The organism is Gordonia sihwensis (assembly GCF_029632925.1).
GTDB classification, from domain to species: domain Bacteria; phylum Actinomycetota; class Actinomycetes; order Mycobacteriales; family Mycobacteriaceae; genus Gordonia; species Gordonia sihwensis.
In genome coordinates this window covers 2993877-3008563 of record NZ_CP121248.1, presented here as the reverse complement: position 1 = coordinate 3008563, position 14687 = coordinate 2993877, and the positions used below count along the sequence as shown (strand labels likewise).

Here is a 14687-nt window from a genome sequence, read left to right as displayed (position 1 = left end):
GGCGAACCCGAATTCCACAGGTTCGACGAGCTCTGGAATCAGCGCTGGTCGGAACCCTCGTCGTCGCCGCCGGAAGCTCGGCCGTCGTCGCCTGGCTCGGCGTCACCGTCGCCGCTCTCGGCAGTGAACTGGCGCTCCAACTCGGCGATGGCGTCGTCGATACCGGAGACGTCGCCTCCGACGATCCGGTCGATGAAACCCGCCGGATTGTCGAGGTCGTCGGCGTCGGGAAGCAGGTCCGGATGGCCCCACACACCGTCGCGCGTCGCGATGTCCGACGCCTCGGTGAGCGCCCGCCACAGAGCGGCCGCCTCACGCAGTTTGCGCGGACGCAGATCCAGACCGATCAACGTCGCGAAGGTCTGCTCGGCGGGACCGCCGGACGCGCGGCGCCTGCGCATCGTCTCACTGAGCGCGGCCGTGCTCGGAATCCGGTCTCCGAGCGCATTCGACACCACCAGCTCCACCCAGCCCTCGACGAGTGCGAGCAGCGTCTCCAGACGGCTGAGCGCCGCCTGCTGCGCCGGGGTCGTCTCCGGTTCGAATGAGGCGGCCGAACCCATCAACTCCTCGAGCTTGCCCGGATTGGAGAACAACTCCTGCGGGTCGATCTCCGTCGCCAGATTCTGCAGTCCGCCGAGGTCGATGCGGATGCCGCGGGCGTACTCCTCCACGGTCGCCAGCAGTCGCTGCTTGAGCCACGGAACGTGCGCGAACAATCGCACGTGCGCGGCTTCCCGCGCGGCGAGGAAGACGACGATCTCCTGCGCGGGCAGATCGAGTCCCTCGGCGAATCGCGCGATCGCCTCGGGAAGCAGCACCCCGAGACCGTCCGGTGCCAAGGGCAGGCCGATGTCGGTGGAGGTCAATACGCCCCCGGCCAACTGCCCCAGTCCCTGACCCAGCTGGGTCCCGTACATCGTGCCGCTGAGCTGGCCGATCATCGCCATCATCGGGCCGGCGAAAGCCTTCGCCTCCTCGGGCAGACCGGCGTCCATCGTCTTCGACATCTGCTCGGCGATCGGATCGCACAGCGTCCGCCACGTCGGCAGCGTGTTCTCCAGCCAGTCCACGGGCGTCCACGCCGCCGTCGAACGGATCCCCGCGGGCATCGCGGTCTGCTCATCGAGCCAGACCTCCGCCAGCCGGACCGCGTCCGCCACCGCCTGGTGCTCCTTCTCGAGCATCGGAGTGAACGAGCCGATCTGCCTGCGCGCCAGGTTCGCGGCCACCTCGTAGTTGACGGGACCGGAGCCGCCGCCGGCCATGCCCGCGCCCATGCCGCTGAACATGTTCCCGAGTTGACTGAACAACTGGCCCAGCTGCGAGCGATCGACCGCGCCGCCTTCGCCCAGCGGGAATCCGAAGGGGTTCGACGGGTCGCCGCCCGGCGTGCCGCCGCCGCTCTGGCCACCGTTGTTCTTGTCCGGGTCGTTCTTGTCCCGGTCGTTCGACGACGAGAACCCGAAGGGCAGATCATTCATACCTTCAACGGTACCGGGCCGAAGCTCGGCACATCTCCCGTCGCTGCGCTCGCCCGTGTCATCTCCCGTCGCTTCGCTCGCCCGGCACATCTCCCGGCGCTGCGCTCGCCCGGTCACCTGCGGGCTCCGCGAATCGGGCTGCATTACCCTGGGCCGGGTGACCATCAAGCCCGCCCATCGCCGTATCGCCACGATCACCGTCGGCGTGGTAGTCCTCCTGGCGTTCGTCATCGCAGGCATGACGCTTCGGGTGCCGTATGTGGCGCTCGGGCCCGGCCCGACGGTCAACACGCTCGGCGACGTGGACGGCAAGCCTGTCGTCGAAGTGACCGGAGCGGTGGACCCGGACCCGAAGGGCAATCTCAACCTCACCACGGTCTCGCTCCGCGACGGACTCTCGCTGTTCCAGGCGCTCGGAATGTGGGCCTCGGGTACGTACGAACTGCAGCCGCGTGAGCTGTACTACCCGCCCGACCAAACGGTGGAACAGGTGCAGCAGCAGAACACCGAGCAGATGAGCGGCTCGGAGACCAACGCGACGATGGCCTCGCTGAACTACCTGCACAAGCCGGTCGCGATCGGCGTCGGCGCCGTCGCGAGCAAGGGGCCGGCCGATGGCAAGCTCGCTCCGCGCGACCGCATCCTCACCCTCGACGGCGTCGCGATCGACGGGCCCAAGGCACTCGCCGACGTCCTCGCCCGGCACAAGCCCGGCGACGAGGTGGAACTGACGGTCCAGCGCGGACCGCAGCGACTGACCCAACAAGTCAAGCTCGGGGCCCGCCCGGACGATCCCGCCAAGGCCTTCCTCGGGGTGACGCCGCAGATGATGGCAGCGGACCCGAATATCAACATCGTGTTCAACGTCGGCGACATCGGCGGACCGTCGGCAGGTCTGATGCTGACCCTCTCGGTGATCGACCACCTGACGCCCGGCGACCTCTCACACGGTCAGTTCGTCGCGGGCACCGGCACCATCGACCCGAACGGCAAGGTCGGCACCATCGGCGGCATCCCGCACAAGATCAAGGCGGCCCGAGACGCCGGAGCGACGGTGTTCCTGGTTCCGGCCGGCAACTGCGATGCCGCGAAGTCCGATGCGCCCGACGGCATCGAACTGGTCAAGGTCGACACGCTGACCGACGCGGTGAACGCGCTCGACACCCTCGGCACCGACAAGGCCCGCCCGCACTGCTGAATCGGCACTGCTGAATCGGTCAGCCGTGCAGAGTCTCGGCGAGAGCGTCGAGCAGGTTCGGTGCGATGTCCGGGTGAGTCTGCAGATCCCCCGACTGCTGCTCGCCCTCTCGGAGCGCGAGCAGCGCCACCCGCTGCCCGGTGCGGAGCACCCCCGCCGCGAGCCGTGCCGTCTTCCGCTCGGGATGGCTGTGAGCGGCTCGCCGCGCCGCCTCGTCGGCGGCGTCGGGATCGGCCAGCAGCGGTTCCAGCGCCGCGTCGAGATCGGCCTCGGCGTCGGGCGGCAGCAGGGTGATCTCGGTGACGACCGCCGAGCCCACCACTTGCTCCGGCCACGCGACGGTGGTCAGCAGCTCTTCGAGGTCGGCGGTGCTGGTCTCCTGCACCACCGGGCTCAGAGCGGAGTCGTCGCCGGGATCGACGAGGCCCGGCGCCTGGGACGCGAGCACCGCGGTCGGTACCAGGGCGAACAGTGTCGGCGCCGAGCCCCAGGGCAACTCGGAGGCGTAGGCGAGGCACTGGGCGAGGGCATTGCCGAGATCGGCTTGGGAGAAGCCGGCGCCTGCGGAATCATCGGAAGACGTCACGCGCCCATTGTGCAGCCTGGACGGTTGCGGCGGAGAACGGAGCCGACTCGGGCGAATCGGTAAGCTGGTCGGCATTGCTGTCGCACGCGCGCGAGCAGAGACGAATCAGGGAGCTTATACAAGTGGTGAGCATGACCGGATCGGGCGGACGGCCGACGTTGTCCCGGAGGGCGAAGATCCTGATCGGGATCGGTGTCGGACTGCTGATCCTGCTGTTGGTGGGTCCGCGAGTGGTCTCACTGATCACCGACTGGCTCTGGTACTCCGATCTCGGGTACTCCGAGGTGATGTCCACCATGCTCACGACGCGTCTGGTGACCTTCCTGGTGGTCGCGGTCGTGGTCTCGGCGATCGTCTTCGGCGGCATCTTCGCGGCCTACCGTGCACGTCCGGACTTCGTGATGCTGGCGAGCCCCACCGACCCGCTGGCGCGCTACCGGACGGCGGTGGGCATGCGGCCCAAGCTGTCGGTTCTGGTGCCGTCGGTGTTCATCGGCATCGTGGCGGGTCTCATCGCCCAGGGCTCCTGGGCCACGGTTCAGATGTTCATCAATCGCGAACCCTTCGGGATCAAGGATCCTCAGTTCGGCCTCGACATCGGGTTCTACTCGTTCTCGCTGCCGTTCTTCCGGATGATGCTCGACATCATCTTCATCTCGCTCGTCATCGCGTTCATCGGGAACCTGATCACGCACTACGTCTTCGGCGGACTGCGGCTCGGCGGCGGCGGACGTCGCGGATCGTTGACGCGGGCGGCACGCATCCAGCTGGCCGTGATCGCCGGACTGTTCATGATCGCGAAGGCCATCGGTTACTGGTTCGACCGATACGACCTGCTCAGCAGCGACCGGCGCGGCGACATCTTCACCGGCGCCACCTACACCGACATCAACTACGTGCTGCCGTCGAAGCTGATCCTGATGGCGATCGCGATCGTCTGCGCCATCGCATTCTTCGCCGCGATCGCCCTGCGCGACCTGCGCATCCCGGCGCTGGCCGCGGTGCTGATGCTGCTCTCGGCGCTGGTGATCGGCGTCGCGTGGCCGGCGGCGATGGAACAGTTCGCCGTCAAGCCCAGCGCCGACACGAAGGAAGCCGAGTACATCGAACGCAACATCGCGGCGACCACCGAGGCCTACCGGATCCGCAACGGCAAGGACGTTGTCTACGACAACGACTGGGCGCGCAGTCCGGCGAATCCGGCCACCGTCAACTCCGACGCGGCGACGCTCTCGAACATCCGCATCCTCGACCCGGCGGTGATGTCGACCGCGTTCTCGCAGCGGCAGGCGCTCAAGAACGTCTACGGCTTCCCCTCGCAGTTGGCGGTGGACCGCTACCCGGTCACCCAGGACGGCGAGACCCAGCAGCGCGACTTCATCGTCGCCGCGCGCGAACTCGATCCGTCGCGCCTGAGCGGCAACCAGAACAACTGGCTCAACAAGCACACCGTGTTCACTCACGGCAACGGGTTCATCGCCGCGCAGGCCAACAAGGTCGACGAGGCACCCAACGGCGACACCAATTCCGACTCCGGCGGACTCCCGGTGTTCCTGGTCTCCGACGTCAACACGGTGAACACACCCGAGTACAAGGCGACCGCACCGATCAAAGTCCGTGAGCCGCGCATCTACTTCGGCGAGATGATCGCGAAGGTGAACCCCGACTACGCCATCGTGGGTACGGGCGGCTCGGACGAGGGCCGCGAGTACGACGGGGACAACGAGAACTACCGCTACCGCGCCGATTCCGGCGTTCCCCTCAGCAACTGGGGTACGCGTCTGCTGTACGCGCTCAAGTACGGCGAGCGCAACTTCATCCTGTCCAGCGCGGTCGGCGACCAGTCGCGGATCCTGTACGACCGCGATCCGCGCGACCGGGTCAAGAAGGTGGCGCCGTGGCTGACCACCGACTCCAAGACCTACCCTGCGGTCATGGCCGACGGCTCGATCAAGTGGATCGTCGACGGCTACACGACCCTCGACAACTATCCCTACGCGCAGCGCATGGCCTTGCAGGCGGCGACGGCCGACTCCCGTCAGTCCGACGCCGGGCCGACCGGGCGCGCTCAGCCCGACCGCGAGGTCTCGTATGTGCGCAACTCGGTGAAGGCAACCGTCGACGCCTACACCGGCAAGGTCGAGCTGTACCAGTCCGATGACACCGATCCGGTGCTCAAGACATGGATGAAGGCGTTCCCCGGCACGGTCAAGCCCAAGTCGGAACTCGACAAGCGGCCCGACCTGCGCGCCCACCTGCGTTACCCGGAGGACATCTTCAAGCTGCAGCGCGAGCTGCTCACGAAGTACCACGTCAACGACGGCACCACGTTCTTCAAGTCGAGCAACTTCTGGACCGTTCCCGCGGACCCGACCGTCGACAAGAGCACCGCTCCGCAGCCGCCGTACTACTTCACCGCGTCGGCGCCGGGCAACGAGGCGCTCTCGCAGTTCCAGCTGACATCGGTGATGACCGCGCTCGCGCGGCCGAACCTCGCGGCGTACATGACGGCGGCATCCGACCCGGACGGATACGGCAAGATCACGGTCAAGACGTTGCCGACCACGACCCAGTCGGTGGGTCCGCAGCAGGCGACCGAGGCGATGAAGAACAGCCCGTCGAGCACCCGTGACCGTCAGCTCGTGGAGAACTCCAGCCTGGTGACCTACGGAAATCTGCTCGCACTGCCTGTCGGCGACAACGGAATCCTCTACGTGCAGCCGATGTACAACCAGGCCAAGACCGGGGACTCGGCGATCCCGAAGCTCTACCGCGTACTCACGTACTACAACGCGGCGGCGGGCAAGGAGAAGGCGAACGCCGGCTATGCGCCGACCGTGGCCGAGGCACTCCGCCAGGTCGGCATCGATCCGAGTGCGGCGACGGAGCCGGAGATCGAGGGAGGGTCGAGCACGCCTGCGCCGCAGAAGCCCGCGCCGAACACCCAGCAGCCGTCGAGTAGCGGCGGCGACGACGCCGCGCGCGACGCGGTGGTGAAGGAGCTCGGCGAGGCGCTCGAGGAGATGCGCAAGGCGCAGTCGAGCGGCGACTTCAAGGCCTACGGCGACGCCCTCGACCGGCTCAACAAGGCCGTCAATCAGTACGAGGCCCTCGGCAACTGAGCCGCGCATATTCGCAGGAATGCCGGCCGATCGGGAATCCGATCGGCCGGCATTCTGCTCGGCAGGGCCCCGCGTCCAGGATCAGGGACGCACTTTGGCCAGATAGCGGGCGATCTCGTCGGGTGTGTTGTCGGGCATCACCGGCGAGTGATGCAGCCGCCTGACGAGGAAGGTGAAGATCATCGCGGAGAAGATCAGGCAGCCGAGTGCGAGCACTCCGTAGGTGATGTTGGTGGGCTTGTTGTCGGGGAGGTCGGCCAAGGTGATGACCCACAGTGCTGAGAAGGCGCCGCCGACCATCAACAGGACGAAGGCCACCAGGCCCATCCAGTGGTTGCCGTGGCCGCTCCTTCTGATCGAGTGATTCGCCATGACTGATCCTCCTAGCTCGTCTGATGATGAATGCCCTGGTAGAGCACCCTCTATCTACCCTCACCATAGCTCACGAGGTGACAAATATCACATGAAGAATCTGGCTAGCTCGTTTGTCACATACGGTGTCCAGGAGTCGTCGTTGCAGGTGCAACCGACTTACGCTCGGCAGGTCGGATCGTCGGGATTCCGTCAGTCGTGTAGGAAGGTCGCGAATGCCACCCCTGAGCCGTCTGGTGAAACTGCAGCTGGTCGTCGTGATTCTGCTGGGTGTCGGTGCGTCGATCTTCGCGGGCATCCGGTTCGCGCGAATGGACCAGGCGCTCGGACTCAGCGGCTATCACGTGGTGGTGCACATGCCCGACAGCGGTGGCATCTTCCCCGAAGCCGAGGTGACATATCGCGGGGTCCCCGCCGGTCGCGTCAGCGATATGCGCATCGTCCCCGGTGGTGTCGATGTGGAGCTGACCCTCGATTCCGGCCGGTCGTCGATTCCGGCGTCGTCGGTGGCGGTGGTCGCCAACCGGTCCGCGATCGGGGAGCAGTTCCTCGACCTCCAGCCGCCGTCGGGCGCCGGTCCGTATCTGCGCGACGGCTCGGAGATCTCTGAGGTCGAACTGCCTCCGGCGGTGCAGGACGTCGTCTCGTCGGCCATCGACCTCACCAAGACGATTCCGGTCGATTCGCTCCAATCCGTCGTCCGTGAACTCGGCAGGGCGTTCAACGGCAAGGGGGAGGATCTGTCGAGACTGGTCGATTCGCTGGACACCCTGTCGAAGGACGGACTCAAGAGTCTCGACGACACGATCGGCCTCATCAAGAACTCGAACGTCGTGCTCAAGACTCAGGACGAGCAGTCCGACGAGATCCTCGAATGGTCGCGCGGACTCGACAAGGTGTCGGCGCAGCTCGCCTCATCCGATCCGGCTGTGCGGCGCATTCTGACCGACGGGCCCCGTGCGGCCTCTGCGCTGTCGGAGTTTCTCGACGAGAACGGGGCCGACACCACCAAGCTGATCGGGCAGCTCGGCGGCACGGTCCACGAGATCGCGCCGGCGTCTTACGTCACCGGCATGACCTTCGCGATGCTGTCGAGCCTGTCGGCCAGCAGCCACGCCACCTCGTCGCCCGACGGATCGATCCGTTTCGGCATCGTCCTGGAGACCGGCAACCCGCCGAGCTGTACTCGCGGCTACGAGTCGACGCAGGCCATGATCGCGCGGATCAAGCGTGAGAAGCCCGACTTCGACATCAACTACGACGACTTCCCGTTCAACACCGAGGTCGGGTGCACCGTGCCCGCCGGAAATCCGACCTCCGTGCGTGGCGCCGCGCGGGCACCGCTGGCGAATCCGAACATCGCGCAGCCGTGGGACGGCAACGCCAAGAAGGACCCCGACAAGCTCAATCTCAATCCGCTCGCCACCCAGCTGGCGGCGCTGATGGGCGTGCATCCGCGCTGAGCCGAGCCCTGCCGGTGGCGTCGATCACCTTGGGATTTCATCGATTTGCCTTCGCTGTCGCGGCGTGTGTAACGTAGTCGATGCAACGCGGGGTGGAGCAGCTCGGTAGCTCGCTGGGCTCATAACCCAGAGGTCGTAGGTTCAAATCCTGCCCCCGCTACTAGAAGGAAGACCCGCACCGTCACGGTGCGGGTCTTCTTGCATCCCGGGTGCGGCCACGGTAGTCGGGGGTTAAAGGCCAGAATGTGTGTACGGTTCGGGCGTGGCGTCGGGTGGTTTACCGGTTTCGGCCTCCCCATCCGTGTTGGATGCCGTTGCCGTCTTCCCAGTTGAAGCCTGTGTCGTAGGCGGCGGGCCCGATCTGCTCGTCCTCGACGGGCGTTTCCTTCGGTCGCTGCGGTGGTGGGTTGTGGTGCTCTTCGCGGACCAGGCTCCACGGATCGTGTGGGTGGGCGGTGAGGCTGTTGAGCTTCCATTCGGCGGCTCGGCGGGCGTGCTCGGTCAGAAGTCCTCGGTGAGCGCGGAACAGGTCTTTGAGACCTTTGTTGGGGCCGCCTTCGAGCGGTGAGGTGGTCCGCGGCAGGGGGTGCTCTTCATCGGTCAGGCGGGGGTCGATCCAGGTGAACAGGTGCTCTTCTGAGATCAGCCGCCGGAACAGTCCTCGGGTCTTGCGTAGGTCGCGGTGGGTGTACCACCAGGTGCTGGTCTCGGCGACGCCCTTCGGGCGCACAGTGTGCGGGCGGGCGTAGGTCCGGTGCCGGAGGAATCGGTCGTGCTTGATTTCCCAGTCGTTGTAGGCCTGAAGCCAGAGCACGGCCTGCTCGGAATTGCGGATGTTCATCAAAGCGGTTGTCAGAGTGACAATTTCACGGGCAGCATCGAGTCGGGGTTTGAAGGTGTGGTGGCGGCGCACGGTCTGGAAGATGTGGAAGTAGCAGCGCTGGACTCGAGTGGTGGGCCAATCGTCAGCGATCGCGGCGAGCAGGCCGCGGCCACCGTCGATGACCGCGACGTGCGGGGCGGGTTGGCGTTGCAGGATTTGCTGCCAGGCGATCTTCTTCTCGCGGTCGCACCATTGCCAGTCGACGACGTGGGTGCCGTCGAAGGCGATCAGCAGGCACCAGGATTGGAAGTAGGTGCCATCGAGCATCAATACCTGGGCCGGCTCAGTCGGGGGTGCAGGTGGTGGGACTTCGATGTTCCAGCACCAGGAGCGTGATCGGCGGAACGTGCGTGCGCTGATGTGGTCGGGTTGTCGGCCGTGCAGGAGCCAGGTGAGGAACGCGGTGAGTTCGGCTTTGCGGGTGATGTCGGGGCGTTTCTGGGTGCTGGAGGCGCCGCAGTCTTTGCAGCGCCAGCGGGTGCGGCCGGCGCTGGTGGTTCCGTTCTTGACGAGCTTGCGGCCGCATACACCACATGAGGGGGAATTCCGAGAACCTGACACCGAACATGCTTTCAAAGCATGTCCGGCGCACTGTCAGTCGAGGTCAGACACCGGAAACCAGCGTATCTGTACACACATTTTGGCCTTTAACCCGTAGTCGGGCTTCAACCCGCGACTCGACTCCGCCGCGGGGGCGGGTGGTCGAGGCGGTCTCGGGGATCGGGTACAGTGGACGAGTACGAGTTCGACGGCCAGGATTCAGCATCATCGTCCTGGAAATCGGATCTTACCGACGCGGGGTGGAGCAGCTCGGTAGCTCGCTGGGCTCATAACCCAGAGGTCGTAGGTTCAAATCCTGCCCCCGCTACCGAACCGAGGAGACCCGCACCGTGAAGGTGCGGGTCTCCTCGCATTTCACGCGGCATTAGGCTGGACGCATGCACAGTCTCGGTTCCACCCTTCCTCGCCGCGGTCTCAACGCGCGACAACTGGAGACGGTGGGAAGGCTTCTCGACGCGGGCCTGTCGCTGCTCGAGGAGTCGGCCTACGAGGATCTGACGCTTCGGCTCATCGCCGCCGGAGCGAATGTCTCGCCGGCGACCGCGTACACCTACTTCTCGTCGAAGGACCACCTGTTCGCGTCCCTGTTTTGGCGGCAGGTGGCGCAGGCCCCGGAGCCGGAGCTGTCGGGCGAGGCCGCCGACCGCCTGCACCAGACCGTCCGGTACATCGCCGACGTGGTCGGAGCGTCGCCCACGGTCGCCGAGGCGGCCACCAAGAGTCTGCTCGCCGTCGATCCGGACGTGGCGCGGATCCGCGTCGAGATCGGCACCCACTGGTACGGACTGTTCACGCGCGCCCTGGGCGAGGATGTGGACCCGGCGGTCTTGCGAACACTCATGTTCACCTTCTCCGGTGCTCTGCTGGAGGCGGGGATGGGCGTCATCACCTATGACGACCTGTTCGACCAATTGGATTCGGCGGTGACGGTGATCGCCCGCGGCAACGTCTGACCGCGGCCGCGACGCATGCGGTTCAGTCGGGTTGCCGCTGCCCTCGCCACCACCACACCACGACCGACGTCACGACGGCGATGATGAGCGCGATGTCGACGTCCGGGCGGGCGAGTGCCTCGGCGGCGGTCTGGAGCCGGTCGGCGACGCCGGAGCCGGCCTCGGGATCGGCCAGCCCGACGAAGCCGTCGGTGATCCAGTACGCGCAGCCCGCCGCGATGAGCAGCAGGCCGGTGAGCACCGAAGTGCTGTGCCACGACCGGCCGAGGAAGGTGAACTCGCGACCGCGCAGCAGCGCGCGGCCGCGTTCGCCGAACCGCTGCCACACGAGAGCGATCGTGAACATCGGCGCGACGATGCCGGCTCCGTAGACCGCCAACAGGACGCCGGCGCCCGCGATCGCCCCCTGAGCCGCGGCCAGCGTGAGGACGGCGCCGAGGATCGGGCCGGTGCAGAACCCGGCGGCGCCGGAGGCCGCACCGAGAAGCAGGCTGCGGACCAGGCCCGTCCGGCGTTGCGCGGCACCCCGCAATCCCTCGATTCCGGGCACCCGGCCGGCGATGTCGAACCCCCGGCCGAACATCGCCAGCAGGCCGAACGCCACGAGCACCGCGGAGGTGAGGGCGACCACCGCCGAACGATGCTCGGCGAACAACCGACCCAGCGCACCGACGCCGATCCCGACGGGTACCAACGTCGCGACGAGGCCGAGGTAGAAGACCAGCGAATGGATCACCAGCCGCGGCCCGGAACCGGCGGTCGATGCGAAGAAGGCGGGCAGGAGCAGAGCACTGCACGGGCTCAGCAGACTGAGCGCGCCGCCGACGAAGGCGGCTGCGAGTCCCACATTCATGGCTGCACGGTCACCTCAGCGTCCGGCGGCGTCGAGTTCGCTCCGCAGCTTGTCGGTGAAGACCTTCGTCGGCTGCGCCCCGAGGATCGGCTGGCCGCCGAGGATGAAGGCGGGCGTGGAATAAGTGCCCGCGGTGAAGCCGTCACTCGCCTTGTTGCGTACCGCCGACAAGACGGTGCGCGACTCGTAGTCAGTGCGGAAGCGGCCGGTGTCGAGCCTCAACTCGCCGGCGAGGGCGAGCAGTGCGTCGTCGGAGAGCGCGCTCTTCGGGCGCGGCCGGCCGTCGGCGAACAGAGCGGCATGGAACTCGCGCAGATGCCCCTGAAGCGCCGCGGAGTAGGCGGCGCGGGCGGCGCGTTCGGACCCATCGCCGAAGATGTTCATGTCCCGGAGTTCGATGCGCAGATCGCCGGCGTCGGCATAGGGCAGTAGCGCCGGGAGCGTGTCGTGCGACCACTTCGCGCAGTACGGGCACTGGTAGTCGGTGAAGACCACGAGACCGACGGGTGCGTCGACCGGACCGAAGGTCATCGGATCGGTCGGATCCCGGTCCTCCCATTCCGAGCGGACCGGCGTCGATGCGGCACTGCCTGCCCGGTCGGCGGAGCCGTCGACCCCGTGCGAGGAACGGATCACCACGAAGGCGATCGCGGCGATGCCCGCCAGCACCGCGACGATCGGCACCAGCCGCGACCGGCGGAGCGATGTGCGGTCAGGGGCCATGCGTGCACCATAGCAACGACGCGGGGGCTCGGCGCCGGGAGACGGGGCGCGGCCGGGCCCGGGCGATCTGCGAGACTTGTGCGATGAATCTGACTCTCACCGCTCAGGTGGCGCTGATCGCCGCGGGTGTCATCTTTCTGTGGGCGCTGTTGCTCGGCGTGTGGAAGTACGCCGCCATCATGCGGAGCGAGACCGGACAGGCACACGTATACGTCGACATCGCTCACCGCGCCGCACTCATGTACTCCTTCGCCACCGCCTTGCTGGCTGCGTTCGCGCAGTTCAGCGCGTGGTCGACGGCGGTCAACATGGTCGCGTTGATCGTCGTCCTCGTCTTCTTCGTCGGTGCGATCGCGTCCTACTGCCTGCACGGACTGCGACGCGACACCACCAACCAGTTCCACCCGGCGTCGCCGTCGCTGACCGCGTCGATGGTCGCGCTGATCATCGGCGAGGTGGGCGGCAGCGCGGTGATTCTCGCGGGCTTCATCGTCGAGCAGGCCGGCACCTGGGGCTGAGTGTCCCGAGTGGCGTTCCGGTGCGATCGACGGCGCGTCAGGTCAGATCGAACGTCTGGTTCTGGTGTCCGACGGTGGTCCGCCAGCCGAGGTCGTGGTCGATCCGATGCCGCATCGACTCCGTGGCGTTGGGTTCGCCGTGAACCAGGAACGTCCGGCGCGGCGCCTCGTCGAAGCCACGCATCCATCGGATGAGCTCGTCGGAGTCGGCGTGCGCCGAGAGCATGTGCAGGTTCTCCACCCGAGCGTGCACCGGCAGCCACTCGCCGTACAGCTTGAGGAAGCGTGCCCCGTCGGCCAGCGACCGCCCGCGGGTGCCGACCGCCTGATAGCCGACCAGGACCACCGTGTTCTGTGAGCCGCCGACGAATGCGGCCAGATGGTGCAGGACGCGGCCTCCGGTCGCCATCCCGCTCGCGGAGAGAATGACCTTCGGGCCGTGGTCGGCGGAGATCTGTTTGGAACGTTCGGGGTCGCGGACGTACTCGGCGATCGCGAACATCTCGTCGACGTGTGCCGCGTCGAGCCGATGCGCCGCCGGATGCGAGCGCATCAGTTCGCCTGCGTTGATCGCCATCGGGCTGTCGACGTAGACCGGCACCCGGGGCAGCAGCCCGTCCCGCTGCAGAGTCCAGAGGTGATAGAGGATCGTCTGCGTCCGACCGACCGCGAACGCGGGGATCACGACGGTGCCGCCGCGCTCGACTGTCTCGGTGATGATGCGCAGTAGTTCGGCGGCCGGGTCCGCGTGATCTCGCACGCGATCGCCGTAGGTGGACTCGCACACCAGGTAGTCGGCCCGGGGCACCGGCTCGGGATCGAACATCAGGGGATCGTCGTACCGGCCGAGATCGCCGCTGAACGCGACGGTGACGCCGCCCCACTCCACCTCGACGGTGGCGGCGCCGAGGATGTGGCCGGCGCCCCGGAACAGCGCTCGGACCTCGCGGGTGGGGGAGAACGACTTGTCCGCGGCGCGGGTGTGGAACTGGGCCATGGTCTGTTCGACGTCGGTGACGTCGTAGAGCGGCCGTGCCGGGGAGTGCCGCGTGGCCCGGTGCTTGTTGGCCAGCATCGCGTCGCGTTCCTGCAGATGGGCGGAGTCGCGGAGGATGATGTCGGCCACGTCGCGCGTGGCGGGGGTCGAATAGATCGGACCGCGGAAGCCGTCGCGGATCAGACGCGGCAGGTATCCGGTGTGGTCGAGATGAGCGTGGGTGACGATCACCGCATCGAGTGCCTGCGGATCCACCGGCAGCGAGCGCCAGTTGGTCTCGCGCAGGTTCTTGATGCCCTGGAAGAGCCCGCAGTCGACGAGGATCATCCTCCCGTCGCGCTCGAGGAGATGCTTGGAACCGGTGACGGTTCCCGCCGCTCCGAGGCTGGTGAACGAGAGCGTCGACATCCGGTGGCCTCCTCTGATCGCCTTCACCCGAGCCTAGGCCGTGCCGGCCGCGTGGGTCCGGCGACACCGCGAGGCCGGTCGCTGCGACAGCGACCGGCCTCGTCGGAGAGCGCGGTTCCCAGTTGAGGGGTGCGGGCGTACTTAGAGGTACGCGCCGCAGACCGGCCAGGCGCCGGGGCCCTGGGTGGCGAGCACGTTCTCCGCGACGCGGATCTGCTCCTCGCGGGACGCGTTGTTCGCGCTGCCGGTGCCGCCGTTGGCCTCCCAGGTGGACTGCGAGAACTGCAGACCGCCGTAGTAGCCGTTGCCGGTGTTGATCGACCAGTCGCCGCCGCTCTCGCACTGAGCGACCGCGTCCCAGTTGTGGCCGGTGTCGGCCGAGGCGACGCCGGCGGCCAGGGTCAGCGGGGCGATGGTCAAGGCGCCGGCGATCGCGGCGCGGGTTGCGAGCTTGGTAAGGCTCATCAGGCATTCCTCCTTGGGCGCAGCCCTCGAAAACGGGCTGCGTTCGTGGACGGAAGAGACGCTACGTCGTGAAAAACGTGAGGTCACACCGCGAAGCTGTG

Annotated in this window: 13 protein-coding genes and 2 tRNA genes; 7 read left to right on the top strand and 8 right to left on the bottom strand. The window is 67.1% G+C overall.

The genetic code is table 11. The features are described 5' to 3' along the window. Positions 1-38 precede the first annotated feature (38 nt). The gene (locus tag P5P27_RS14485; RefSeq protein ID WP_278124632.1) at positions 39-1484 is read right to left on the bottom strand and encodes a zinc-dependent metalloprotease; all 1446 of its coding nucleotides are present in this window, start codon (positions 1482-1484) and stop codon (positions 39-41) included. A 157-nt stretch (positions 1485-1641) separates the two neighbouring features. Here P5P27_RS14485 and P5P27_RS14480 point away from each other — a divergent pair, with 157 nt between their 5' ends. Further along, positions 1642-2682 (top strand): YlbL family protein, encoded by a 1041-nt coding sequence (locus tag P5P27_RS14480; protein WP_278124630.1) that lies wholly within the window; start codon positions 1642-1644, stop codon positions 2680-2682. Positions 2683-2701: 19 nt separating this feature from the next. Here P5P27_RS14480 and P5P27_RS14475 read toward each other — a convergent pair whose 3' ends face one another. Next, on the bottom strand, positions 2702-3268 hold the full coding sequence (locus tag P5P27_RS14475; RefSeq protein WP_045539001.1) for a PPA1309 family protein: 567 nt from the start codon (positions 3266-3268) through the stop codon (positions 2702-2704). 131 nt (positions 3269-3399) lie between these two features. Between P5P27_RS14475 and P5P27_RS14470 the strand changes: the two genes are divergently transcribed. Next, on the top strand, positions 3400-6390 hold the full coding sequence (locus tag P5P27_RS14470; RefSeq protein ID WP_156479471.1) for a UPF0182 family protein: 2991 nt from the start codon (positions 3400-3402) through the stop codon (positions 6388-6390). A gap of 81 nt (positions 6391-6471) precedes the next feature. Here P5P27_RS14470 and P5P27_RS14465 read toward each other — a convergent pair whose 3' ends face one another. Further along, complete coding sequence (locus P5P27_RS14465; protein ID WP_006895498.1) at positions 6472-6762, bottom strand: hypothetical protein; 291 nt, start codon at positions 6760-6762, stop codon at positions 6472-6474. Between the two features lie 215 nt (positions 6763-6977). On the opposite strand from P5P27_RS14465, the gene P5P27_RS14460 reads away from it, so the two are divergent. Both P5P27_RS14460 and P5P27_RS14455 read left to right on the top strand, forming a co-directional pair. After that, on the top strand, positions 6978-8225 hold the full coding sequence (locus P5P27_RS14460; RefSeq protein ID WP_278124624.1) for an MCE family protein: 1248 nt from the start codon (positions 6978-6980) through the stop codon (positions 8223-8225). Positions 8226-8311: 86 nt separating this feature from the next. After that, a tRNA-Met gene (locus tag P5P27_RS14455) sits at positions 8312-8385 on the top strand. Between the two features lie 117 nt (positions 8386-8502). Here P5P27_RS14455 and P5P27_RS14450 read toward each other — a convergent pair. Continuing rightward, positions 8503-9669 (bottom strand): IS1249 family transposase, encoded by a 1167-nt coding sequence (locus tag P5P27_RS14450; protein ID WP_006898367.1) that lies wholly within the window; start codon positions 9667-9669, stop codon positions 8503-8505. Between the two features lie 233 nt (positions 9670-9902). On the opposite strand from P5P27_RS14450, the gene P5P27_RS14445 reads away from it, so the two are divergent. Together P5P27_RS14445 and P5P27_RS14440 are read left to right on the top strand one after the other, a co-directional pair. Beyond that, a tRNA-Met gene (locus P5P27_RS14445) sits at positions 9903-9976 on the top strand. Between the two features lie 70 nt (positions 9977-10046). Beyond that, positions 10047-10622: a TetR/AcrR family transcriptional regulator gene (locus tag P5P27_RS14440; protein WP_006895496.1), complete on the top strand. Its 576-nt coding sequence runs from the start codon at positions 10047-10049 to the stop codon at positions 10620-10622. A gap of 22 nt (positions 10623-10644) precedes the next feature. Here the strand turns inward: P5P27_RS14440 and P5P27_RS14435 are convergent, their stop codons facing one another. Continuing rightward, positions 10645-11475 carry a cytochrome c biogenesis CcdA family protein gene (locus P5P27_RS14435; protein ID WP_222111172.1) on the bottom strand — a complete coding sequence of 277 codons (831 nt, stop codon included), beginning with the start codon at positions 11473-11475 and terminating at the stop codon, positions 10645-10647. A gap of 15 nt (positions 11476-11490) precedes the next feature. Continuing rightward, a complete protein-coding gene (locus P5P27_RS14430; RefSeq protein WP_222111171.1) occupies positions 11491-12198 on the bottom strand; it encodes a thioredoxin domain-containing protein in 708 nt (235 codons plus the stop codon). Positions 12199-12281: 83 nt separating this feature from the next. Between P5P27_RS14430 and P5P27_RS14425 the strand changes: the two genes are divergently transcribed. Further along, positions 12282-12716: a hypothetical protein gene (locus tag P5P27_RS14425; RefSeq protein ID WP_006895491.1), complete on the top strand. Its 435-nt coding sequence runs from the start codon at positions 12282-12284 to the stop codon at positions 12714-12716. 37 nt (positions 12717-12753) lie between these two features. Here P5P27_RS14425 and P5P27_RS14420 read toward each other — a convergent pair whose 3' ends face one another. Further along, positions 12754-14121: an MBL fold metallo-hydrolase RNA specificity domain-containing protein gene (locus P5P27_RS14420; protein ID WP_006895489.1), complete on the bottom strand. Its 1368-nt coding sequence runs from the start codon at positions 14119-14121 to the stop codon at positions 12754-12756. Positions 14122-14262: 141 nt separating this feature from the next. Continuing rightward, on the bottom strand, positions 14263-14586 hold the full coding sequence (locus P5P27_RS14415) for a transglycosylase family protein (RefSeq protein ID WP_006895487.1): 324 nt from the start codon (positions 14584-14586) through the stop codon (positions 14263-14265). Positions 14587-14687: the final 101 nt, after the last annotated feature.